Raw genomic sequence first — 22349 nt, forward strand, 5'->3', positions numbered from 1 at the left:
CAGTGTCCTCAGTGGACGGGGTGCATGGTGCGGCGCAGCCACGGTGCGAGCAGGACGACGGCCACACCGGCGGCCACCGCGATCGCGCCGTTCACGCCGAAGTACGCCGGGTTGGAGACCTCTCCGTAGAGCTTCACGATCTGCGCCTGGATGCCGTTGGCGAGGGCGAGCGAGAGGAACCAGAGGGCCATGGTCTGACTGGCGAACGCCTTGGGGGCGAGCTTCGTCGTGGCCGACATGCCCGAGGTCTCCACGAGGATGTCGCCGAGACCGAGCAGCAGGTACGAGCCGACGATCCACCAGACCGCCATCTTGTACGTGTCGTCGCTGTGTCCCGAGGTCGGCAGGACCATCAGGAGGAACGACAGGCCGCCCAGGATCACGCCGAACGCGATCTTGTTGGAGGCGTGCGGCTGGCTGTGGCCCATCCGGGCCCAGACCGCGGCGACGACGGGGGCGAGCGCGACCTCGAACGCCCCGAGCGCGGAGGCGTACCAGCTCGCGGGGAACGTGAAGCCGAAGATCGCGGTCTCGGCGTTCGTCGACGCCAGCAGGATCATCGTCGAGTACGCCTGGAAGAGGATGAAGTTGAAGACGACCGAGGCGAGGAAGAGCACCACGTACGGCTTGAGGCGGCCGCGCTCCTCGGACGTCACCCGTGGGCTGCGGAACATCACCACGAAGTAGACGATCGGCGCGATCACCGAGATCAGGGTGAGCAGGTCGACGAAACGGTCCATCGTCAGCCAGCCGACGGCGGCGAGCAGACCCGCGAGGGCGGCGAACACGACGACGCCCGCGACGATCAGGACGACCGCGCGGCGCATCGCGTCCTTGGGCAGCGCGAATTCCGCCGCCGCCTTGCGCCCGGCGAGGTGACGGCGGCCGAGGACGTACTGGATCAGACCGAAGGTCATGCCGATCGCGGCCGCCGAGAAGCCCCAGTGCCAGCCCTTGTGGTCGCCGAGCCAGCCGGTGATCAGCGGTCCCGCGAAGGCGCCGATGTTGATGCCCATGTAGTACAGCGCGAAGCCCGCGTCGCGCCGGTCGTCGTCGGTGCGGTAGAGCTTGCCGACCATCGAGGCGACGTTCGGCTTGAGCAGGCCGGTGCCCGCGCTGATCAGGCCGAGCCCGACCCAGGTCATCGTCGCCGTCGGCACGGCCATCGAGTAGTGGCCGCAGGCGATGAGGATGCCGCCCCACAGGACCGCGCGGTACGAGCCGAGGATGCGGTCGGCGAGCCAGCCGCCCGCCACCGACACCAGATAGACGAGCGTTCCGTACGCCGCCGACACCGAGGCGGCGGTTCCGGAATCCATGCCCATTCCGTCGTCTCCGACGGAGTCCGCGAAGTACAGGACGAGGATGGCCTGCATGCCGAGGAACGAGAAACGCTCCCAGACCTCGAGACCCGACAGGGTGAGCAGACCGCGCGGCTGCCCGAAGAAGGCGTGGTCGTCGCCGGGCGGTGGCTCCGTCGGCGGCTCCGCGGGGGGTTCGGTGTCGGGCTCAGTGCGGGACAAAGGGTCTGCTCCCGGTAGTTCTGGGTCGTATCAGCTGATCAAGAACATACCGGTGGTCACCACGCGTCGCCTGGGCGGCATTGCACAGGCGGGTGCCCACTGTGATCGAAAGGCGACCGGATACGCTGACTTGAGTGATGGCAGCGACACATCGACAAACCGTGTCATCGACGCGATCATCACGCAAAGATCGACCGAGTGATGATCGACCGAGTGACCGACTTGTGATCGTCAGCAGACAGGAGAACCCCTCGTGACCGTCGTCGGGCCCTTCGGCCTCAGCGTGCGGGACCAGGCTCTCGAAGCCGATGTCCAGGCCGGATTGGCGGCCGTCGAGGAAGGTCTGCTCGACGCCACCAAAAGCGGGGTCCCCTTCATCACGGAGGCCGCGCAGCACCTGGTGCGCGCGGGCGGCAAGCGGTTCAGGCCGCTCCTCGTGATGCTCGCCTCGCAGTTCGGCGATCCGTACGCGCCGGGCGTCGTGCCCTCCGCCGTCGTCGTCGAGCTCACGCACCTCGCGACGCTCTACCACGACGACGTGATGGACGAGGCGGACGTGCGCCGCGGGGTCGAGAGCGCCAACCAGCGCTGGGGCAATTCCGTCGCCGTCCTCACGGGTGACTTCCTGTTCGCCCGCGCCTCGTACATCCTGGCCGACCTCGGCCCGGACGCCGTCCGCATCCAGGCGGAGGCGTTCGAACGCCTGGTCACCGGCCAGATCCTGGAGACGGCGGGGCCGAGCGAGGGCCGTGACCCGGTCGACCACTACCTCGACGTGCTCGGCGGCAAGACCGGCTCGCTCGTCGCCGTGGCGTGCCGTTTCGGCGCCATGATGTCGGGCGCGGACGAGACCGTCGTGGACGTCCTGACCCAGTACGGCGAGCGGCTCGGTGTCGCCTTCCAGCTCGCCGACGACGTACTGGACATCGCCTCCGACTCGCACGAGTCGGGCAAGACGCCCGGCACCGATCTGCGCGAGGGCATTCCGACGCTGCCGGTCCTGCGCCTGCGTGAGCGGGTGGAGAAGCTCGGGCTCCCCGAGGACATCGCCCTGTGCGAGCTCCTGGACTCGGACCTGACGGACGACGCGCGGCACGCGGAGGCGCTGGCGCGACTGCGGGTCCACCCCGCCTTGGAGCAGGCGCGCAAGGACACCGTGCGGTACGCGGAGGAGGCGCGGGACACGCTCGCGCCGCTGCGGGACTGCGACGCGAAGACGTCGCTCGTCGAGCTCTGCGATCTGGTGGTGCACCGGGCGGGCTGAGGCCCGCTGAGGGACGTGACCGATGTGTGACGGAGGTCACACCCCCTCGTCCGCCTTGGATTGAGTCCAGGATCGGATCCATTCCGTACCTATGTCCGGAAGCCGACGCATTGGGGCGTCGGCTCAGGTACGGGGGAGATTTCGGATGATGGGCTCTCTGAGCACTTTGGGTACGCGCAGCACTCTGGGCACTTTTGGCACCGTCGCCGTGGTGGCCGCCGCGGGCTTGGCGGTCGCGGCGCCGCCCGCGGCCGCGCACGGCGGCAGTGACACCGGCGGGGCGATCTTCGCGGCGAGCATGAACGGCGCGAACGAGGTGCCGGTGCCGGGCGGCCCCGCGGTCGGCGACAAGGACGGCCGGGCGCTCGAATTCGTCAAGGTCGATGGCGACAAGGTGTCGGTCACCGTCAAGTGGCGCGGCACCGGCAAGCCGACCGCCCTCCACATCCACCAGGGCGCCAAGGGCACCAACGGCGGCGTCAAGGTCGACTTCACCAAGCTGCTCGCCGAGAGCAAGAGCAAGAGCAACCGCGTCACCGGCTCGGTCAAGGTCCACGACGCGGCGCTGCTCGAGCAGTTGAAGGCGAACCCGAACAGCTTCTACGCCAACCTGCACACCGCCCAGTTCCCCGGCGGCGCGGTCCGCGGCCAGCTCCACAAGGTGACCACGGACTTCGACTTCCGTGACGCGGCGGCCAGCTTCCAGGCGCCCGTGCTCCAGGGCGAGCAGATCTACGAGTGCAAGAAGGCCGATGACGGTTCCGGCAAGTTCGCCTTCGCGCAGCGTGACGTGCGGGCGAGGCTCGGCGCCGGCATCGCGCACGACTTCGTCGCCCCCAACTCGGGCACCCCGCGCTGGACCGCCCCCGACCGCAGCCAGGTCACCGGCAAGCTGATCTCCAGGACCCCGAACGGCGACAAGAACATCCCCGAACTCGACCTGGCCGCAACGCAGACCGGAAAGCCGCGCGGGCTACTCGCGGGCACTGCGGAGATCCTGCGCCTGAACACGGTGGGCGGGGTCGCACCGGCGGGTTCCTGCAAACCGGGCGCCATCGCGAAGGTGCCGTACAAGGCGGACTACGTGTTCGTGCAGCGCTGAGCCCCTGAGACAGAAGCGGCGCTTCCCCTACTGGTTGGGGGAGGTGCCGCCCCTCTGTGTCATCCCACAGCAGTACGTGGAGTTGATCCCGGGGTCTGACGCTTCTGGCTGGCCGATTTGGTCGTATGGAGAACAACAAGGTCCAGCAAGAACAACCACTCCTGACCTATTCGGGTGAGAATGGCGGCGCGGAGTGGACGCACGCACGTACTGGGAAGGCCGCCGCCGACCACGGAGGTAGGGCACACAATGGCACCGTACGAACCGGAGCAGAACACCAGCGATACCGGAGAGCTGCGCGCGGCCCGCCGCAAGGCGGCGCGTTACGTGGTTCCCGTCGCGGTGGCGGGGGTGGCGGCGGCGACCATCGGGCTCGTCCCGGCGCTCGCCACGTCGGGCGACCCCAAGCTGCCCGACGTCACCGCACAGGAACTCATCGAGAAGATCGCCGCGTCGGACACGGAGCAGCTCTCGGGCACCGTGAAGATCAGCACCGACCTCGGCCTTCCGTCCTTCGGCGGCGACATGGCCGGCGGCTTGGCTACGGGCAGCGGCTCGGGCGGCGATGGCGGCGGGGACGGCGAGGGCTCGGCAGCGGACCCGCGGTCCAAGCTGATGGAGCTGGCCACCGGCACGCACACGCTGCGCGTCGCCGCAGACGGCCCCGACAAGCAGAAGCTGTCCGTCCTGGACGACGCGGCCGAGTACAGCCTGATCCACAACGGCGACGACGTATGGGCCTACGACAGCAAGTCGAACGAGGCGTACCACTCCAAGTCGGCGGGCAAGGACGCCAGTAGGGACTCCGGCAAGAAGGACCTCCCCAAGGGTGTCCCCTCCACCCCCAAGGAGCTGGCCGAGGAAGCGCTGAAGGCGGCCGACGACACGACGTCGGTGAAGGTGGACGGCACCGCGCAGGTCGCGGGCCGTGACGCCTACCGCTTGGTCATCAAGCCCAAGCAGTCCGGCTCGACGGTCGGCCAGATCACGGTCGCCGTGGACTCCAAGACCGGTACGCCGCTGAAGTTCACGCTCACCCCGGCGGGCGGCGGCAGCGCGGTCGTCGACGCGGGCTTCACCAAGGTCGACTTCGGCAAGCCGGCCGCGTCGACCTTCGACTTCACGCCGCCCAAGGGCGCGAAGGTCACGGAGGGCGATGACGCCAAGGCCGAGCAGCACGGCTTCAAGGACGGCGGCAAGGAGTTCAAGGGCAAGGAGTTCAAGGGCGAGGAGGACCTGAACGGTCTGAACGTCATCGGCAAGGGCTGGACCTCCATCGCCGAGCTGGAACTGCCGGGCGGCCAGGGCATCCCGTCGGGCGGCTCCGGCGACGTCCCGCCGGACGCGCAGCGGCTCCTCGACTCGCTCGGCGACAAGGTGTCGGGCGACTTCGGCTCGGGCACGGTCTTCAAGACGCGCCTGATCAACGCCCTCATCACCGAGGACGGCAAGGTCTACGCGGGCGCGGTCACGAAGGATGCGCTGGTGAAGGCAGCGAACGCGGCGAAGTAGCACGGTGCGGTACGGCGATCGAGCGGCGGGTCCGAGGTGCCTGGCAGGTACCTCGGGCCCGCCGTCACGACTTCGAGCGGGGGAGGACAAGGTGCCGCCCAGCAACGGCAGCCCGGCGCAAAGCGTGATCGAGACGGATGCCCTCACCAAGCGCTACGGCAAGCAGTTGGCCGTGGACGGGCTGAGCCTCACCGTTCCCCAGGGCAGCGTCTTCGGGTTCCTCGGTCCGAACGGCTCGGGCAAGACGACCACCATCCGGATGCTGATGGGCCTGATCGAGCCAACGTCCGGCCAAGCACGGGTCCTCGGCAGCGCGATGCCGCGAGCGGCCCGCTCCGTGCTCCCGCACGTGGGCGCGCTCATCGAGGGCCCCGCCCTCTACGGCTTCCTCTCCGGCCGCGACAACCTCCTGCGGTACGACGCCGCCGACCCGACCGCGGACCCCCGCACCCGCCGCTCCCGCGCCGAATCGGCCCTGGAACGGGTGGGGTTGTCGGCCGCCGCGGGCAAGAAGGCGAAGGCGTACTCGCTCGGTATGAAGCAGCGCCTCGGCCTCGCGGCCGCGCTGCTTCAGCCGCGCAGACTCCTCGTACTCGACGAGCCGACCAACGGCCTGGATCCGCAGGGCATGCGCGAGATACGGGCGCTGGTAAGGGAGTTGGCGTTCGAGGGCACGACCGTCTTTCTCTCCTCGCACCTCCTGGACGAGATCGAGCAGGTCTGCACGCATGCCGCGGTGATGGCCCAGGGCCGCCTGATCACCCAGGGCCCGGTCGCCGAACTCGCCGCCGGTGCGCGGGGACGCCTCGTGGTGACGACGCCGGACACGGGCGACGCGGCCCGCGTCCTGAAGGAACTCGGCGTGACGGATCTCGTCGTGACGGAGGACCGCGTGACGGGCGAACCGCCGGGCGCGGAGACCGGCACGGACCTCGCGGAGCTGAACGCCGCCCTGGTCGGCGCGGGCGTACGAGTGCGGGGCTTCGGCGTCGAACGGGCCTCGCTGGAGGACGCGTTCGTGGCGCTGACGGGGGAGGGTTTCGATGTCGCGGGCTGAGGTCGACGACGTAACTGAGATCGAAGGCGTACGAGAGGTGAGCGGCCCACGGGAAGTGCGGCGGATCTGGACCTTCGGGCTCTTCCGCAGCGAGCTGGGCATCACCTTCCGCCGCTGGCGCACCCTCGCCCTGCTCGGCGTGCTCGCCGCCGTGCCGATCCTGGTGGGCGTCGCCGTCAAGATCGAGACCAGCGACGGCTCGACGATGGGCGGGGGCGGCGAGGCGGGGGGCCCGGCGTTCATCGCGCAGGTGACCAACAACGGCCTGTTCCTGGTCTTCACCGCGCTCGCCGCGACCCTCCCCTTCTTCCTGCCCATGGCGGTCGGCGTCGTCGCGGGCGACTCCATCGCGGGCGAGTCCAGCGCGGGGACGCTGCGCTATCTCCTGGTCGCCCCCGCGGGACGTACACGGCTGCTGCTCGCCAAGTACGCGACGGCGATGACGTTCTGCCTGGTCGCGACGCTCGTCGTGGCCGTCTCCGCGCTCGCGGTCGGGGCGTTGCTCTTCCCGGTCGGCGAGGTCACCACGATCTCCGGGACTCGGATCGGCTTCGGCGAAGGCTTGCTGAGAGCCCTGCTCATCGCCCTCGTGGTCGCCGCGTCACTGATCGGTGTGGCGGCGCTCGGCCTCTTCGTGTCGACGCTGACCAGCAGCGGCATCGCGGCGATGGCGACGACCGTCGGCCTGCTCATCACGATCCAGATCCTCGACCAGATCCCCCAACTGAGCGCCGTCCAGCCGTACTTCTTCTCGCACTACTGGCTGTCCTTCGCGGACCTGATGCGCGAGCCCGTCTACTGGGACGAGCTGGTCAAGAACCTCGGCCTCCAGGGCCTGTACGCGGCCCTGTTCGGCTCGGCGGCGTGGGCGAGGTTCGGGGCGAAGGACATCACTGCCTGAGCATCAGTCTTTGTCGTACGGGTAGCGGGCGAGCGGCGGCTCCTGCGCGAAGAACGTCTTGGCGCGGGCGAGGGCCTCGGCGTCGTCGAGCACGTTGCCCGGCCTTGAGCCGTTGCCGAGCAGGACGCCCCCGAAGCGCATCGGGAAGAAGGCGGCGGTGTGGTTCAGCGTGCCGATCAGGGGCTCCGCGACCTCCTCCTCGCTGTGTGCGAGCGCCGTCACGCCCCACAGGGCACGGCCCTCAAGGGCGTTCTTGAAGTCGACCTCCGGGACCTCCAGCCAGGCGTCCCAGTAGTCGAGGTAGCGCTTGGTGGTGGCCGACAGCGAGTACCAGTACAGGGGCGACACGATGACGATGTCCGTGGCGTCGAGGGTGGCGTCCAGGAGCAGCGCCTCGTTGTCGCCGACGGGCCGGGGCCGTGCGCGGGGGCGGGTGCCCTCGTGGCGCCGGTCCTCGAAGTCGGGCAGCGGATGGTCGGCGAGGTGCAGCCAGCGCTGCTCGGCGTCCGACGGGAGCTGCTCGGCGGCCTTGCGGGCCAGGGTCTCGGAGTTGCCGTCGGCGCGGGCGCTGCCGAGCACGAACAGGAACTTGCGGGTCATGGGGTCCCCCTGGGTGTGAGGCGTGCGATTACCTGCGCATGCACTATATGCACGCGCAGGTAATTGCGTCCAGGGGGTACCCGGGCCGGGGGCCTCAGGGCCTCAGGAGCATCAGGCGGAGAGCCCCCACACCGCGTACGCCACGGCGTCGCTGTTGCGGTCGAGTGCGGTCCCGTCGATGTTCGACTCCGTGTCGCACGCGGAGTGGTAGCACTTGTCGAACGGCTCACCGGCCGTGCCGCCCCAGTTCTGGGCCTGCTCGGCGGTCTTCTTGTAGTCGGCGCCGCTGAACAGGCCGCCGACCGGGATGCCCGCGTCCTTGAACGGCGCGTGGTCCGAGCGGCCGTCGCCCTCCTCGTCGGGCTCCGTGGCGAGGTCGAGGCCGCCGTAGAAGTCCTTGAAGGTCTTCTCGATCGTGGGGTCGTCGTCGTAGACGAAGTAACCCGGGTTCGGCGAGCCGATCATGTCGAAGTTCAGGTAGTCCTTGATCTTCGAACGCTCGCCCGCGGGCAGCTTGTCGACGTAGTGCGAGGAGCCGACGAGCCCCAGCTCCTCCGCTCCCCACCAGGCGAACCGCAGGTGTTTGGTGGGCTTGTACTGCTCGCGCGCCACGGTGAGCGCGGTCTCCAGGATCGCGGCCGAACCGGAGCCGTTGTCGTTGATGCCGGGACCCGAATCGACGCTGTCGAGGTGCGAGCCCGCCATGACGACCTGGTCGGCGTCGCCGCCGGGCCAGTCCGCGATGAGGTTGTAGCCGGTCTTGCCGTTGGAGGTGAACTCCTGGAGCGAGGTGGTGAATCCGGCCTCGTCCAGCTTGCCCTTCACGTAGTCGATCGAGGCCTTGTAGCCCGCGCTGCCGTGGGCACGGTTGCCGCCGTTGGACGAGGCGATGGACTGAAGCTGCGAGAGGTGGGCCTGGACGTTGGCCACGGAGATGTCGGGGGCGGCGGCCGCGGGGGTGGGGGCCGCGGAAGATATGGCGCTGGTGGTGAAGAGTCCGGTGACGGCTATGACGGCGGCTGCCGTGGCGCGTCCGGGAACGGAGAGCTTCATGTGGGGGGCTCCGTGTTCTGTTGGATCGTTCGTTGCGTGGGGGGACGCCAATTCCGTGAACGTCGAACGGAATTGGCGTGCCTGATGGTGCGGGTGAGCTTGACCGTGCGTCAAGAGCGCATATCGGTCGACGCGTTCCGCAAGGCGGTCGTCGGCGGCACGAGCACGGTCCAGCCGGGGGCGTAGGTGTCCGGCACGGGGTGGCGCCGCCAGTCGCGTGCCCAGCGCGGGGGCTCCTGCCCGCGCAGGACGAGGGCGGCGGGCTGCCGCCGGTCGCTGTGGTCGGCGGCCGAGCATCCGGAGACGTACGCGATGGGGATCACCGAGGTGTTGCCCTTCAGGAGGCAGGGGGCGCGGACCCCGTGCTCGTACAGGACGTCGGTGATGCGGGCCCAGTCTCCGCGGGCACCGGCCTGGATACGGGCGTTGCCGAAGGCCAGGGGGAGTTGGACCGCCAGGTGGGCGATGAGGAGGGCGGCGATGGCGACGGTGACGCCGCGCTTCGTCCGGTCGAGGAGGGCGAGGAGTCCCAGGGCCGCGGGGATCGCGAGGAGGGCGTCGGCGGGGAGGAGGAAGCGGGGGGCTCCGTAGGGGACGAGGAGGAAGTAGGGCAGGGCGACAGCCACGGCGACGGCCACGGTCAGCCAGAGGGCGCGGCGGGTCGCCTGCCGGGTGGTGTCGGGTGTCCCCCGGTCGGCCGCCCCCTGCTCGGTCCGCCCTGCGGCCCACAGCCCCGCGGCCACGAGAATCGGCAGCAGGATCCACCACCCCGCGGCCACGATCCTGAGCTGGTCGGCGGCGCACGGCCTGCAGAGCAACGGGCCGTCCAGCGCGGTGAACTGGGCCTCGATGGCCGCGAGGGGACGCAGCCCGCCCTGCACGTCACTCGCGGCGCTGAGCCGTTCGCGTACGCCGCCGAAGCGCACGTATGCCTCGACCACCCACGGCAGCAGACCCGCCAGGACGCCGCCCGCCACGGCGAGGACGCGCCCCCGTGTCCGCCAGGCGGGCACGAGCAGGGCGGCGGCGAGCAGCGGGGCGGCGACGGCGGCACCGTCGTTGGGGCGCATGAGGGCGGCGAGGGCGAGCCCCGCCGCGATCCCCGCGAGGGCGAGGCGTCCGGGGCGTGCCCCGAGGAAGAGCCCGACCGCCGCCGTGACGCCCATGGCGGTGTAGTGGTTCGGCATCGCGGCGTTCGCGTAGAACAGCGCGAACCAGAGGCTTCCGTAGAGCCCGGCAGCCACGCCGACGGCGGCGGGACGGTGCGCGACGACGCGCAGCCAGGGGCGGAAGCCCAGGTAGAGGGCGGCGGTCGAGAGCAGCGTCAGCCACACCCTGAGCAGGACGGTCGAGTCGCTCCAAGCCGCCACGGGGGAGATGAGCAGCGGGACGCCACGGGTGCGGGGAGCGCTGAAGGGGGTGGCGGGCGCGTACGGCGGGAAGCGGCTCGCGTAGACGATCTCGTCCCAGCCGAGGGAAAGGGTGAGCGGGACGAGAGCCGACGAGAGGATGGCGAAGGCGGCGCAGACGGCGAGGAGGGGGAGGTCGTCGCGGCCGGAGAGACGCTCGGGGATGCGGTCGAGGAGGCGTCCGGGGAGGCGGCCGGAGGAACGGCAGGGGAGGCGGCCGGTCGGACTCGTCGTCTCGGACACGAGGGTCTCGACCTCCCGCCGGCTCGGTCAGATCATGTCGCTTTCGATCACTTCTGGTCCCTTATGGGTGAAGGTAGCGACGATGACGCCCGAATCGCAGGAGGTGGGGCCGACGTGTTTCGCCGGGCGGCCAGGCGACCCGGTGGCCCGGGGGGCCTCCCGCTCAACCGGTCACCCCACCGCCCGCAGCGAGCCGGGCCCCGGCCGCCCCGCCGTCAGTGAGGCGCGGTAGCCGCTGGGTGCGATACCTCGAAGTCGCTTGAAGGCGTCGCTGAAGCCGAACGCGTCGGCGTATCCGACCTGTCCGGCCACCGACGCCACCGTCGCGCCCGGCTCGGCGAGCAGTTCGGCGGCGAGCGTCATGCGCCACTCGGTGAGGTACGCCATGGGGGGCCTGCCGACCAGCTCGGCGAAGTTGCGGGCGAAGGCCGCGCGCGACACCTGGGCGCGCGCGGCCAGCGACGCCACCGTCCACGGCCGCGAGGGCTCGTCGTGCATGGCGTGCAGGGCGGGGCCGACCACCTCGTCGCCGAGCGCGCGGTACCAGGTGGGCGGGCAGGCGTCCGGCAGGTCGAACCACTCCCGCAAGGTGCAGGCCAGCATCCAGTCGAGCATCCGGTCCATCACGTACTGGCGGCCGGGCCGGTCGGCGGCCACCTCCGCCGCGATCAGCTCCAGGATGGGCATGCAGTCGTCGCCGGACGGCACCACGAGGAGCGGCGGCAGCATGCTGATCAGACGGCGCCCCACCGCTCCGTCCAGCTGGTAGGCCCCGGTGATGAGCTCGCTCTCGCAGCCGTCCTCCGTGGAGGCCAGCGTGAACGGAGCCGTCGTGCAGACCACGGCGGCGCCCCCCTCCCGCAGGGTGCGCGGCTCACCCGAGGCGGCGGCGACCCGCGCCGTGCCGTGCATCACCGCGATCAGCGTCAGGGCCGCTCCCTCGGTGTGGCCGGTCTCCCAAGGCCCGGTCAGTACCGTGCGGTTGAACAGCGCGCCGTCCGCGCGCACCCCTCGCAGCAGATCCCCCAGAGCGTCCATGCCCCCACCGTAGACGGCGCCGTGAGGGTGTGGACGTACTCCCATGCGGGCGAGACGAGCACCCATGTGCCCAGCTCCGCTGAGGCAGTTGGCTGTACCCATGACCGACAACGCGAAGAACCTCAACGCTCCGGCGTCCGACGACCTCATCCTCGTACTCGGCGCCACCGGCAAGACAGGCCGACGCCTTGTGGCCCGGCTGCGGGAGCAGGGCCGGACCGTGCGCGCGGCCTCCCGCTCCGGCGAGACCCGCTTCGACTGGAACGACCGCGCCACCTGGGCCCCGGCCCTTCAGGGCGTGGCCGCCCTGTACCTGGTCGGCCCGCCCGGCCCCGAGCCGATCGCCGACTTCGTCGACCAGGCAGCGGCGGCGGGCGTACGCCGCTTCGTGGTCCTGTCCGGGCGGGGCGTCGAGGTGTTCGGCGACTCCTTCGAGCCGTCGATGGCGGAGGCCGAGCGCGTGGTGCGCGAGGCGGGCGTGGACTGGACGGTGATCCGGCCCAACAACTTCTCGCAGAACTTCGACGAGGACATCTTCGCCGCACCCCTGCGCGAAGGCCGCCTGGCGCTGCCCGTGGGCGACGTGCCCGAACCCTTCATCGACGCGGAGGACATCGCGGACGTGGCCGCCGCGCTGCTCACCGAGGACGGACACACGGGCAGGGTCTACGAACTCTCCGGGCCCCGCGCGCTCACCTTCGCCGAAGCGGTCGCGGAGCTGGCGGAAGCGTGGGGGCGCCCGATGCGCTTCGAGCACATCACGGCGGACGCATACGCGAGCGAGCTGACCGCCGCCGCCGTGCCCGCCGAAGCGGCCCGCGCCCTCGCGGACGTACTCGACTGGCTCAGGGAGGGCCACAACGCGGCGCCGACGACGGGCGTACGGGATGTCCTGGGCCGGGAGCCGCGTGACTTCAGCCTCTACGCGAAGGGCGCGGCGAAGGCGAAGGCCTGGGGCTGATCTTCCTGCCGGGGGGCGCCCCGTCAGGGGCGCGGGGAACTGCGCGCTCAACCCCCACGTGCCCGCAGCCACACAACAGCAGGCGGCAGCATCGGGCCGCTCAAGCCGCAGGCTCAGTCTCCCGCCCGGCGGCGGAGGAGGAGGCGGCGGAGGCGGGAGCCCCCGTAACAGCAGCCCGACGCCCCGCGGCAAGCCGAACCGCATTACGCCGAGCGCCGCGCACCGCGTCCCAGGTCAGCAGAGTCAGCGCCAGCCACACAAGCCCGAACCCGGCCCACCGCTCGGGCGGCATCGCCTCATGGAAGTACAGGATGCCCAGCAGGAACTGGAAGACGGGCGCGAGGTACTGCAGCATCCCCAGCGTCGCGAGCGGCACCCGGATCGCCGCGGCGCCGAAGCAGACCAGGGGAATGGCGGTGACCACACCGGTCGCCGCCAGCAGGGCCCCGTGCCCGAAGCCCTCCGCGCCGAACGTGGCGTCACCCCGCACGCTCAGCCACACCAGGAATCCGACCGCGGGCAGGAACTGGATGGCGGTCTCGGCGGCGAGGGACTCCAGACCGCTGAGCCCGACCTTCTTCTTCACCAGGCCGTACGTGGCGAAGGAGAAGGCGAGGCAGAGCGAGATCCACGGCGGCTGCCCGTACCCGAAGGCGAGGACGAGGACCGCCGCGAGGCCGACGGCGACGGCCGTCCACTGCACCGCACGCAGCCGTTCGCCGAGGAGCAGGACGCCCATGGCGATGGTGACCAGGGGGTTGATGAAGTAGCCGAGGGAGGCTTCCACGACGTGGCCGGAGTTCACGGCCCAGATGTAGACGCCCCAGTTGAGCGTGATGACCGCCGCGGCGATCGTCACGAGGCCCAGCTTGCGCGGCTGCCGGATCAGCTCGCCGGCCCAGGCCCAGCGCCGCACGGCAAGGAGCGCGATGCCCACCACGACGAGCGACCACGTCATGCGGTGCGCGAGGATCTCGCCCGCCCCGGCCGGCTTGAGCAGCGGCCAGAAGAGGGGTACGAGGCCCCACATCCCGTAGGCCGCGAAGCCGTTCAGGAGCCCTATGCGCTGCTCGCCCTTCGACTGCTCGGCTGCGGCAGCGTTCACGGCCCCTCCTTGGTGCGCGGCAGCCCCACGCTGCCCCCAAGAAGGTAGCGGCACGGACACCCCCGTGTCATGCCCGTCTCACGAGAACGGTCATGACGAGAACCGTACGGTCATGACGAGAACCGTACGGTCATGACGAGAACCGTCATGACCTCCGTCTCGCCGCGCCTCAGCCCTTGAGCGCGGCCGAGATCGCGTCGGCGACAGGCGTCGTGGGCCGTCCGATGAGCCGGGCCAGATCGCCGCTCGTACCGGCGAGCAGGCCCCGCTCGATCGCCGAGTCCACGTCCACGAGGATCGCGGCGAACTGCTCGGGAAGCCCGGCGCCGGTCAGGATCGCGAGGTTCTGCTCGGCGGGGACGTTCGCGTACGAGATGTCCTTGCCGGTCTGCCGGGCGACCTCGGCGGCGTACTCGGCCAGGCTCCAGGCGACATCGCCGCTCAGCTCGTACGCCTTGCCCTCATGCCCCTCACCGGTCAGCACGGCGACGGCGGCAGCCGCGTAGTCGGCGCGCGCGGCGGAGGCGACCCTGCCCTCGCCCGCGGAGGCGACGACGGCGCCGTGCTCCAGGACGGGGGCGAGGTTGGCCGTGTAGTTCTCGTGGTACCAGCCGTTGCGCAGGAACGTGTGCGGAAGCCCGGATTCGAGGATGAGCCGCTCGGTCTCCTTGTGCTCGGCCGCGAGGTCGAAGTCGGCGTCGGGCCCGCCGAGGACACCGGTGTACGCGAGCAGCGCGACGCCCGCCGCGCGGGCCGCGTCGATCACCGCCGCGTGCTGCGGCACGCGCTGCCCGACCTCGCTGCCGGAGATCAGCAGGACCCGGTCGCCGGCGGCGAAGACACCGGCGAGGGTCTCGGGCGCGCTGTAGTCCGCGATCCGCAGCTCGACGCCGCGCGCGGCGAGATCGGCGGCCTTCTCCTTGTCGCGGACGACGGCGGCGATCTGCCCGGCGGGTATCCGCGCGTCGAGCAGTCCGTCGATGACGAGACGGCCGAGGTTTCCGGTGGCTCCGGTGACGACGATGCTCATGTCTGGTATCTCCCTTAGGTGTGGTTGTGACGATGAGCGTACGTCTGGCGCTAACTTATGGAAAGTACCCACTTTGAAGTAAGGTACTGGCATGGCAGTAAGTAACTGGAACCTCGGGGACGAGGGGATGTGCCCGCAGCGCCTCGTCCTGGAGCACGTCACGAGCCGCTGGGGCGTGCTCGTCCTGATCGCCCTGGACGAGCGCTCGTACCGCTTCAGTGAGCTGCGCAGAGCCCTCGGCAGGGTCAGCGAGAAGATGCTGACGCAGACGCTTCAGACCCTGGAGCGCGACGGCCTCGTGCACCGCGACGCCAAGCCGGTCATTCCGCCGCGCGTCGACTACTCGCTCACCGACCTCGGACGTGAGGTCGGTACGCAGGTCCGGGCGCTCGCCGAGTGGACCGAGCAGCGCCTGGCGGACGTACAGGAAGCGCGCCTTGCGTACGACGAAGCCCGGTCCTGAAGGATCAGAACCGGGCTTCGGGGACAGCGGGTCGAGGTAGCCGACGTAGCTAGCCGACGACGGTCCAGGTGTCGCCGCCCGCGAGGAGCGCGGCCAGGTCGCCCTTGCCGTTCTGCTCGATGGCGGTGTCGAGCTGGTCGGACATCAGCGTGTCGTAGACCGGGCGCTCGACGTTGCGGAAGACGCCGATCGGGGTGTGGTGCAGGGTGTCGGGGTCGGCGAGCCGGGAGAGGGCGAAGGCTTGGGTGGGCGACGTCGAGTGCGCGTCGTGGACCAGGATCTGGGACTCGGTCTCAGGCGTGACCGGGACAACCTTGAGATCACCGGTCGCCGGGTCGCGTACGACACCCTTGGAGCCGTCGGTGCCGAAGCGGATCGGCTGCCCGTGCTCCAGGCGGATCACCGCCTCCTCGGCCTGCTGCTTGTCCTTCAGCACCTCGAAGGCGCCGTCGTTGAAGATGTTGCAGTTCTGGTAGATCTCGACCAGGGCGGTGCCGGGGTGTTCGGCGGCCTCGCGAAGGACCGAGGTGAGGTGCTTGCGGTCGGAGTCCACGGTCCGCGCCACGAACGACGCCTCCGCGCCGATCGCCAGCGACACCGGGTTGAAGGGCGCGTCGAGGGATCCCATCGGCGTCGACTTCGTGATCTTGCCGACCTCGGACGTGGGGCTGTACTGGCCCTTGGTGAGTCCGTAGATCCGGTTGTTGAAGAGCAGGATCTTCAAGTTGACGTTGCGGCGCAGGGCGTGGATGAGGTGGTTGCCGCCGATGGACAGGGCGTCCCCGTCGCCGGTGACCACCCACACGCTCAAGTCCCGCCGCGATGAGGCGAGTCCGGTGGCGATGGCGGGGGCACGGCCGTGGATGGAGTGCATCCCGTAGGTGTTCATGTAGTACGGGAAGCGGCTTGAGCAGCCGATGCCCGAGACGAAGACGATGTTCTCCTTGGCCAGGCCCAGTTCGGGCATGAAGCCCTGCACGGCCGCCAGGACCGCGTAGTCACCGCAGCCGGGACACCAACGCACCTCCTGGTCGGACTTGAAGTCCTTCATGGACTGCTTGGCCTCGGCCTTGGGCACCAACGAGAGCGCTTCGATCGTGCTCCCCGTGCCTTCGGTCTTCGTGTCAGCCATTGATGGCCTCCTTGAGAGCCGTGGCGAGCTGCTCGGCCTTGAACGGCATTCCATTGACCTGGTTGTACGAGACCGCGTCCACGAGGTACTTGGCGCGCAGCAGCGTGGCGAGCTGCCCGAGGTTCATCTCGGGAATCACCACCTTGTCGTAACGCTTCAGGACCTCGCCCAGATTCCGCGGGAAGGGGTTGAGATGGCGCAGATGGGCCTGCGCCACGCTCTCGCCGACCGCCCGCAGGCGCCGTACCGCGGCGGTGATGGGGCCGTAGGTGGAACCCCAGCCGAGGACGAGCAGCTTGGCGTCGCCGGTCGCGTCGTCGACTTCGATGTCGGGGACCTCGATGCCGTCGATCTTGGCCTGGCGGGTGCGGACCATGAAGTCGTGGTTGGCGGGGTCGTAGGAGATGTTGCCGGTGCCGTCCTGCTTCTCGATGCCGCCGATGCGGTGTTCGAGGCCGGGCGTGCCGGGGATCGCCCAGGGACGGGCCAGGGTCTGCGGATCGCGCTTGTAGGGCCAGAAGACCTCGGTGCCGTCGTCCTCGGTGTGATTGGTCCCCGAGGCGAACTGCACGCGCAGGTCCGGGAGTTCATCGGTGTCCGGGATGCGCCACGGCTCGGAGCCGTTGGCGAGATAGCCGTCCGACAGCAGAAACACCGGAGTGCGGTAGGTGACCGCGATGCGGGCCGCCTCCAGTGCCGCGTCGAAGCAGTCGGCCGGCGTCTTCGGTGCCACGATCGGCACCGGCGCCTCGCCGTTGCGCCCGAACATCGCCTGCAGCAGATCCGCCTGCTCGGTCTTGGTCGGCAGACCGGTGGAGGGCCCGCCGCGCTGGATGTCCACGACAAGGAGCGGCAGTTCGAGCGAGACCGCGAGCCCGATCGTCTCCGACTTCAGCGCCACACCGGGCCCCGAAGTCGTCGTCACCGCGAGCGAGCCGCCGAACGCCGCGCCAAGCGCGGCGCCGATCCCGGCGATCTCGTCCTCCGCCTGGAAGGTCCGCACGCCGAAGTTCTTGTGCTTGGACAGCTCGTGCAGGATGTCCGAGGCCGGAGTGATCGGGTACGAGCCGAGATAGAGCGGCAGATCCGCCTGCCGGCCCGCGGCGATCAGGCCGTAGGAGAGGGCGAGGTTCCCCGAGATGTTGCGGTACGTGCCGGTCGGGAAGGCGTGGGCGGCGGGCGCGACCTCGTACGAGACCGCGAAGTCCTCCGTCGTCTCGCCGAAGTTCCAACCGGCGTGGAAGGCGGCGATGTTCGCCTCGGCGATGTCCGGCTTCTTCGCGAACTTCGTCCGCAGGAACTTCTCGGTGCCCTCGGTCGGCCGGTGGTACATCCACGACAACAGGCCGAGCGCGAACATGTTCTTGCTGCGCCCCGCGTCCTTGCGCGAGAGGTCGAACTCCTTGAGCGCCTCGACCGTCAGCGTCGTCAGCGGCACCGGGTGGACGCTGTATCCGTCCAGCGAACCGTCCTCCAGCGGCGAGACCTCGTAGCCGACCTTCTGCATCGCCCGTTTGGAGAACTCGTCCGTGTTGACGATGATCTCCGCGCCGCGCGGCACATCGGCGATGTTCGCCTTCAGCGCCGCCGGGTTCATCGCGACCAGGACGTTCGGCGCGTCGCCCGGCGTGAGGATGTCGTGGTCGGCGAAATGCAGCTGAAAGGAGGAAACACCCGGCAGGGTCCCGGCAGGAGCACGGATCTCGGCGGGGAAGTTCGGCAGTGTCGAGAGGTCGTTCCCGAAGGACGCCGTCTCCGAAGTGAACCGGTCACCGGTGAGCTGCATACCGTCACCGGAGTCACCCGCGAAGCGAATGATCACCCGGTCCAGACGGCGTACATCCTTCTCACCAGCAGGCTTGCGCTGCTCTCCGACGACTGCCCCATCGGCCTGATCGGCTGTGCTACTGACCTGGCTGGTCACTGAACTGGACCTCCCTCGGGCGGCTGAGCGGGAAGGGCTGGGCGACCGGCCTTCCCAAGGCCCACCCTACGTCGGTAAGGGTCGCCTTCCTGGGGTTGATCGCATGACGGACGCACTTTTGAGACGCTTCAATGCCCCGTTTTGTCATGGTCTGCCTCGCCCTCCACTCCGTCATGGAAGACGCCCCCCACTCATCCTTTGGTTCTAGGACTGTTCTCCGTGCTCGTGCTAAACGCGGGTTTCAAATATCTGACAGGGTGTCAGATTGTTAGGAATTGAGATAGGTGAGGACCGCCAGTACGCGCCGGTGGTCCCCGTCACTCTGGGAGAGCCCCAGCTTCAGGAAGATGTTGCTGACGTGCTTCTCCACCGCGCCGTCACTCACCACCAACTGCCGGGCCACCGCCGAGTTCGTCCGCCCCTCGGCCATCAGACCGAGTACCTCGCGCTCGCGTGGAGTAAGCCCCGCGAGCACGTCCTGCTTGCGGCTGCGGCCGAGCAGCTGCGCCACGACCTCCGGGTCGAGCGCGGTGCCACCCTGCGCGACACGCACCACCGCGTCCACGAACTCGCGCACCTCGGCGACGCGGTCCTTGAGCAGATAGCCGACGCCACGGCTGGACCCGGCGAGCAGCTCGGTGGCGTACTGCTCCTCGACGTACTGCGAGAGGACGAGGACCCCGAGCCCCGGGAACTGGTGGCGCAGATGCACCGCGGCCCGCACGCCCTCGTCGGTGTGCGTCGGAGGCATCCGCACGTCGGCGACGACCACATCGGGCAGCTCGCCCGCCGAGGAGAATTCGTTGATCGTCTTGATCAGCGCTTCCGCGTCGCCCACCCCCGCGACGACGTCGTGCCCGCGGTCGGTCAGCAACCGGGTCAGGCCCTCCCTGAGCAGCACCGAATCCTCGGCGATGACGACCCGCACTTTGTCCTCCACGTTCACGGCCCCCCGGCATATGTGGTTCTGGGTGTCCCCCGGCACTCAGTATCGCGCGTACGAACGCGTACGAAGGGGCGTTACGGCGTTCGAGGACAACCGCTTGCCTGTGTTCGCTCGCGGTCGGCACGGCGAAACCCACCCGATGGCCCTGTGCTGCGGGGTAATCGGGTGGGTGGGAAAGATCCGCCGCGAGGCGACGGGACGGGCTAGGCCCGCCAGGGCAGCTCGGCCGTCACGGTGGTGGGCCCGCCCGCGGGCGAGTCCACGACCAGGATCCCGTCGACCGCGTCGAGCCGCTCGGCGAGCCCGGCAAGACCGGAGCCACCGCTCACATCCGCGCCCCCGGCCCCGTCGTCGGAGACCTGAAGCATCAGCCGGTCCTCGACCTGCCACACGTCGACCGACCCGCGGGAGGCCCGCGCGTGCTTGCTGATGTTCTGGAGGAGCTCGGAGACCGTGAAGTACGCGATGCCCTCGATCGCGGCGGCGGGACGCGCGGGCAGGTCCACCTCGACCTGCACCGGGACCGTGCACCGGGCGGCGAGCGCGGAGAGCGCCGCGTCCAGGCCGCGGTCGGTCAGGACCGCGGGGTGGATGCCGCGGGCCAGGTCGCGCAGCTCCTGGAGGGCCACCTTCACCTCGCCGTGCGCCTCGCCCACCATGCGCGCCGCGGCCTCCGGGTCCTCCGTCAGCTTCTCCTTGGCCAGGCCCAGGTCCATGGCGAGCGCCACCAGGCGGGCCTGCGCACCGTCGTGCAGGTCGCGCTCGATGCGGCGCAGGTCGGCCGCCGCCGTGTCGACGACCACACCGCGGTCCGACTCCAGTTCGACGACGCGCGACGCCAGGCTCGACGGGCCGAGCAGACCGGCCACCATGACGCGGTCGACGGTGGTCAGGGCCCGGATGATCCAGGGCGTGGCGAGCGTGATCAGCAGTCCGGTGAGGGCGGTGGCGCCGATCTCGAAGGGGTTGTCCAGGTAGATGCGGTGACCGTCGTCGCCGTAGAGCTGGATGCCGTCCTGGCCGGCGTAGACCGGGAAGAGCCACTGCCACAGCGGGTACGTGAGCATCGCCCAGCCGTACGTCCAGAAGACCACCGACACGGTGAAGGAGAAGACCGCCCACGGCATGTGGAGGATGGCGAACAGGACGTGCCGCCAGGAGACGCCGCTCTTGAGCACGGCGCCCATCCACGCCATGAGCCCGCCGCCGTTCTTGGGCCGCAGCGGCTCGGGATTGGCCACCTCGACGCCCAGGAGCGCCCGCGCCCGCACCCTTTCGAGAGAGCCGATGCCGCGGCAGGCGGCGAGCCCGGCGGCGAGCACCGGGATGCCGATGAACGTGATCAGCAGCCCGGCGCCGAGGGACAGCATCGTGACCGCGAACGTGAACGTGACGATGCTGATCGGCAGGCTCAGGAGCACATAGCCGAACTCTTTCCAGGCGCGGGCCTCGATCGGCGCGCGCAGCCCGGCGGGGATACGGGGCCGCCGCTCATCGAGGTCGGATCCCCGGAACTCCGAACGGTCCATGCGCCCGTACTCCTGTCCGTACTCCGTGGCCATCGGTGCCGTCCGTTTCTGCTTGGTCGTGCGCTGCCTCTTGGGTTACGCGTTTGGGTTACGCGCTGGTTCGGCGTCGTATCTCAAGAGTGCTGGGCGCGGGTGATCCGGACCATGTGGTGCGTAGGTGTCTTCGGCCGGGGGTTTTCCCTACCCCCGGGAAGTGTGGTCCTGGTCGTGGTCCCGGTCCCGCCACGGCAGTTCCGCCGTGATCGTCGTGGGCCCGCCCTCCGGAGAGTCGATCACGAACAGGCCGTCGACCGCGCCGAGCCGGTCCGCGAGCCCCGCCATGCCCGAGCCCCCGTCCAGGTTCGCGCCGCCCCTGCCGTCGTCCCCCACCTGGATGAGCAGCCGCTGATCGGCACGCCACACGTCCACGGTCGCCGTACGCGCCCCACTGTGCTTGCTGACGTTCTGCAGCAACTCGGAGACCGTGAAGTACGCGATGCCCTCGATCGCGGCGGCCGGGCGCGCCGGCAGATCGGCGGTCACCTTCACCGGGACCGTGCACCGCGAGGCCACCGAGGACAGCGCCGCGTCCAGGCCGCGGTCGGTCAGGACCGCGGGATGGATGCCGCGGGCCAGGTCGCGCAGTTCCTGGAGGGCGAGCTTCACCTCGCCGTGCGCCTCGTCGACCATCGCCGCCACAGTGTCGTCGGCCTGGCCCTCCAGGAGCTTCTCCTTGGCCAGACCGAGCCCCATGGCGAGCGCCACCAGGCGGGCCTGCGCGCCGTCGTGCAGGTCGCGCTCGATGCGGCGCAGGTCGGCTGCCGCCGTGTCGACGACGACACCGCGGTCCGACTCCAACTCCACGATTCGCCGCTCCAGTTCGTCGGAGGGCGAGAGCAGCCCGCGCACCATCACGCGGTCGGCGTTGGTCAGGCCGCGCACGATGTAGGGGAGCACGGGCCAGAGCACGAAGAGCCCGACCATGCTGACGGCGAACGTCACCACGCCCCAGGGCAGCCGCATGAACGAGTACAGCATCGTGCGCCAGCCCACCGGATCCTTCAGGCTCGACCACAGCCAGCTGAAGAAGCCGTGCCCGCGCTGCTTCGGCATCGGGCTCGGCTCGTCGATCCGCAGCCCGAGCAGCTTCCGCGCCCGCGCCCGCTCCCACTTGCCGATGAGGCGCGCACCGAGCAGCGCGCCCGCGAGGAGCGGCAGGCCCACGACCGTCACGGAGAGACCGCCGCCGGCCGCGAGGGTCACGACCACGTAGACGAAACCGGCCACGCCGATCGGCAGGTTGGCGAGGAGATGCGCGATCTCCTTCCAGGTCTGCCCGTCGTACGCCGCGAAGCGAGCGGGGGGCGGCGAGGACGTGGCTGACGTGGCTGAGGACATGGCGCGTGCGGTCATAAGCGCTAGGGTGCACGGCTCGCAGCGGCGATGCCATGAGGAGGGCCGCCCGGACTCCCGGGGGATAACCCCACCCGATGCGTGACGCTCTGCTTACCCATTCTTTAGCAGGCCCTAGACTCCCGTGCGTACAGATCGTCGAACAGTGATGAGTGTCAGAGGCGG

General features: G+C 70.0%; 19 protein-coding genes. 7 read left to right on the forward strand and 12 right to left on the reverse strand.

Going from position 1 to position 22349, the window contains the following annotated elements; translation table 11 throughout:
- Positions 1-8 precede the first annotated feature (8 nt).
- On the reverse strand, positions 9-1523 hold the full coding sequence (locus ACWGI2_RS16260) for a peptide MFS transporter (protein ID WP_453695961.1): 1515 nt from the start codon (positions 1521-1523) through the stop codon (positions 9-11).
- Positions 1524-1776: 253 nt separating this feature from the next.
- Here ACWGI2_RS16260 and ACWGI2_RS16265 point away from each other — a divergent pair, with 253 nt between their 5' ends.
- The 5 genes from ACWGI2_RS16265 to ACWGI2_RS16285 all read left to right on the forward strand — a co-directional run bounded on the left by ACWGI2_RS16265 (position 1777) and on the right by ACWGI2_RS16285 (position 7359).
- Complete coding sequence (locus ACWGI2_RS16265) at positions 1777-2787, forward strand: polyprenyl synthetase family protein (protein WP_453397488.1); 1011 nt, start codon at positions 1777-1779, stop codon at positions 2785-2787.
- A 145-nt stretch (positions 2788-2932) separates the two neighbouring features.
- Positions 2933-3889: a CHRD domain-containing protein gene (locus ACWGI2_RS16270; RefSeq protein WP_453695963.1), complete on the forward strand. Its 957-nt coding sequence runs from the start codon at positions 2933-2935 to the stop codon at positions 3887-3889.
- A gap of 249 nt (positions 3890-4138) precedes the next feature.
- The gene (locus ACWGI2_RS16275) at positions 4139-5401 is read left to right on the forward strand and encodes a LolA family protein (RefSeq protein WP_453695965.1); all 1263 of its coding nucleotides are present in this window, start codon (positions 4139-4141) and stop codon (positions 5399-5401) included.
- Between the two features lie 91 nt (positions 5402-5492).
- Positions 5493-6458: an ABC transporter ATP-binding protein gene (locus tag ACWGI2_RS16280; protein WP_453695967.1), complete on the forward strand. Its 966-nt coding sequence runs from the start codon at positions 5493-5495 to the stop codon at positions 6456-6458.
- On the forward strand, positions 6445-7359 hold the full coding sequence (locus ACWGI2_RS16285) for an ABC transporter permease (RefSeq protein ID WP_453695969.1): 915 nt from the start codon (positions 6445-6447) through the stop codon (positions 7357-7359). The genes ACWGI2_RS16280 and ACWGI2_RS16285 overlap by 14 nt, the downstream gene beginning before the upstream one ends.
- 3 nt (positions 7360-7362) lie before the next feature.
- Here the strand turns inward: ACWGI2_RS16285 and ACWGI2_RS16290 are convergent, their stop codons facing one another.
- The 4 genes from ACWGI2_RS16290 to ACWGI2_RS16305 all read right to left on the reverse strand — a co-directional run bounded on the left by ACWGI2_RS16290 (position 7363) and on the right by ACWGI2_RS16305 (position 11702).
- Complete coding sequence (locus tag ACWGI2_RS16290) at positions 7363-7959, reverse strand: flavodoxin family protein (protein ID WP_453695971.1); 597 nt, start codon at positions 7957-7959, stop codon at positions 7363-7365.
- Positions 7960-8070: 111 nt separating this feature from the next.
- Positions 8071-9012: a M28 family metallopeptidase gene (locus ACWGI2_RS16295; RefSeq protein WP_453397482.1), complete on the reverse strand. Its 942-nt coding sequence runs from the start codon at positions 9010-9012 to the stop codon at positions 8071-8073.
- A gap of 110 nt (positions 9013-9122) precedes the next feature.
- Positions 9123-10664 (reverse strand): hypothetical protein, encoded by a 1542-nt coding sequence (locus ACWGI2_RS16300; RefSeq protein WP_453695973.1) that lies wholly within the window; start codon positions 10662-10664, stop codon positions 9123-9125.
- A 171-nt stretch (positions 10665-10835) separates the two neighbouring features.
- A complete protein-coding gene (locus tag ACWGI2_RS16305; protein WP_453695974.1) occupies positions 10836-11702 on the reverse strand; it encodes an AraC family transcriptional regulator in 867 nt (288 codons plus the stop codon).
- A 100-nt stretch (positions 11703-11802) separates the two neighbouring features.
- Here ACWGI2_RS16305 and ACWGI2_RS16310 point away from each other — a divergent pair, with 100 nt between their 5' ends.
- The gene (locus ACWGI2_RS16310; RefSeq protein WP_453695975.1) at positions 11803-12663 is read left to right on the forward strand and encodes an NAD(P)H-binding protein; all 861 of its coding nucleotides are present in this window, start codon (positions 11803-11805) and stop codon (positions 12661-12663) included.
- A gap of 100 nt (positions 12664-12763) precedes the next feature.
- On the opposite strand, the gene rarD is transcribed toward ACWGI2_RS16310, so the two are convergent.
- Both rarD and ACWGI2_RS16320 read right to left on the reverse strand, forming a co-directional pair.
- On the reverse strand, positions 12764-13693 hold the full coding sequence (gene rarD / locus ACWGI2_RS16315) for an EamA family transporter RarD (protein ID WP_453696744.1): 930 nt from the start codon (positions 13691-13693) through the stop codon (positions 12764-12766).
- Positions 13694-13937: 244 nt separating this feature from the next.
- Positions 13938-14798 (reverse strand): SDR family oxidoreductase, encoded by an 861-nt coding sequence (locus ACWGI2_RS16320; RefSeq protein ID WP_453695977.1) that lies wholly within the window; start codon positions 14796-14798, stop codon positions 13938-13940.
- A 91-nt stretch (positions 14799-14889) separates the two neighbouring features.
- On the opposite strand from ACWGI2_RS16320, the gene ACWGI2_RS16325 reads away from it, so the two are divergent.
- On the forward strand, positions 14890-15261 hold the full coding sequence (locus ACWGI2_RS16325; protein ID WP_453397476.1) for a winged helix-turn-helix transcriptional regulator: 372 nt from the start codon (positions 14890-14892) through the stop codon (positions 15259-15261).
- 49 nt (positions 15262-15310) lie between these two features.
- Here ACWGI2_RS16325 and ACWGI2_RS16330 read toward each other — a convergent pair whose 3' ends face one another.
- From ACWGI2_RS16330 to ACWGI2_RS16350, 5 genes are all read right to left on the reverse strand, one after another.
- Positions 15311-16393, reverse strand: a complete 1083-nt coding sequence (locus tag ACWGI2_RS16330) for a 2-oxoacid:ferredoxin oxidoreductase subunit beta (protein WP_453397475.1) — start codon at positions 16391-16393, stop codon at positions 15311-15313.
- On the reverse strand, positions 16386-18317 hold the full coding sequence (locus ACWGI2_RS16335) for a 2-oxoacid:acceptor oxidoreductase subunit alpha (protein ID WP_453397474.1): 1932 nt from the start codon (positions 18315-18317) through the stop codon (positions 16386-16388). The genes ACWGI2_RS16330 and ACWGI2_RS16335 overlap by 8 nt, the downstream gene beginning before the upstream one ends.
- 268 nt (positions 18318-18585) lie before the next feature.
- Positions 18586-19245, reverse strand: coding sequence for a LuxR C-terminal-related transcriptional regulator (locus ACWGI2_RS16340; protein ID WP_453397653.1), 660 nt, complete (start codon positions 19243-19245; stop codon positions 18586-18588).
- Between the two features lie 221 nt (positions 19246-19466).
- Positions 19467-20825, reverse strand: coding sequence for a sensor histidine kinase (locus tag ACWGI2_RS16345; RefSeq protein WP_453397473.1), 1359 nt, complete (start codon positions 20823-20825; stop codon positions 19467-19469).
- Between the two features lie 147 nt (positions 20826-20972).
- Complete coding sequence (locus ACWGI2_RS16350; RefSeq protein ID WP_453695978.1) at positions 20973-22184, reverse strand: sensor histidine kinase; 1212 nt, start codon at positions 22182-22184, stop codon at positions 20973-20975.
- Positions 22185-22349 lie beyond the last annotated feature (165 nt).

The organism is Streptomyces sp. NPDC054866, from assembly GCF_053610745.1.

Bases quoted from the DNA above. Each gene is read 5' to 3' on its own strand.
- ACWGI2_RS16270 (WP_453695963.1), top strand. From the start codon at position 2,933: ATGATGGGCTCTCTGAGCACTTTGGGTACGCGCAGCACTCTGGGCACT.
- ACWGI2_RS16275 (WP_453695965.1), top strand. From the start codon at position 4,139: ATGGCACCGTACGAACCGGAGCAGAACACCAGCGATACCGGAGAGCTG.
- ACWGI2_RS16285 (WP_453695969.1), top strand. From the start codon at position 6,445: ATGTCGCGGGCTGAGGTCGACGACGTAACTGAGATCGAAGGCGTACGA.
- ACWGI2_RS16290 (WP_453695971.1), bottom strand. From the start codon at position 7,959: ATGACCCGCAAGTTCCTGTTCGTGCTCGGCAGCGCCCGCGCCGACGGC.
- ACWGI2_RS16295 (WP_453397482.1), bottom strand. From the start codon at position 9,012: ATGAAGCTCTCCGTTCCCGGACGCGCCACGGCAGCCGCCGTCATAGCC.
- ACWGI2_RS16305 (WP_453695974.1), bottom strand. From the start codon at position 11,702: ATGGACGCTCTGGGGGATCTGCTGCGAGGGGTGCGCGCGGACGGCGCG.
- ACWGI2_RS16310 (WP_453695975.1), top strand. From the start codon at position 11,803: ATGACCGACAACGCGAAGAACCTCAACGCTCCGGCGTCCGACGACCTC.
- rarD (WP_453696744.1), bottom strand. From the start codon at position 13,693: ATGTGGGGCCTCGTACCCCTCTTCTGGCCGCTGCTCAAGCCGGCCGGG.
- ACWGI2_RS16320 (WP_453695977.1), bottom strand. From the start codon at position 14,798: ATGAGCATCGTCGTCACCGGAGCCACCGGAAACCTCGGCCGTCTCGTC.
- ACWGI2_RS16325 (WP_453397476.1), top strand. From the start codon at position 14,890: ATGGCAGTAAGTAACTGGAACCTCGGGGACGAGGGGATGTGCCCGCAG.
- ACWGI2_RS16330 (WP_453397475.1), bottom strand. From the start codon at position 16,393: ATGGCTGACACGAAGACCGAAGGCACGGGGAGCACGATCGAAGCGCTC.
- ACWGI2_RS16345 (WP_453397473.1), bottom strand. From the start codon at position 20,825: ATGGCCACGGAGTACGGACAGGAGTACGGGCGCATGGACCGTTCGGAG.
- ACWGI2_RS16350 (WP_453695978.1), bottom strand. From the start codon at position 22,184: ATGACCGCACGCGCCATGTCCTCAGCCACGTCAGCCACGTCCTCGCCG.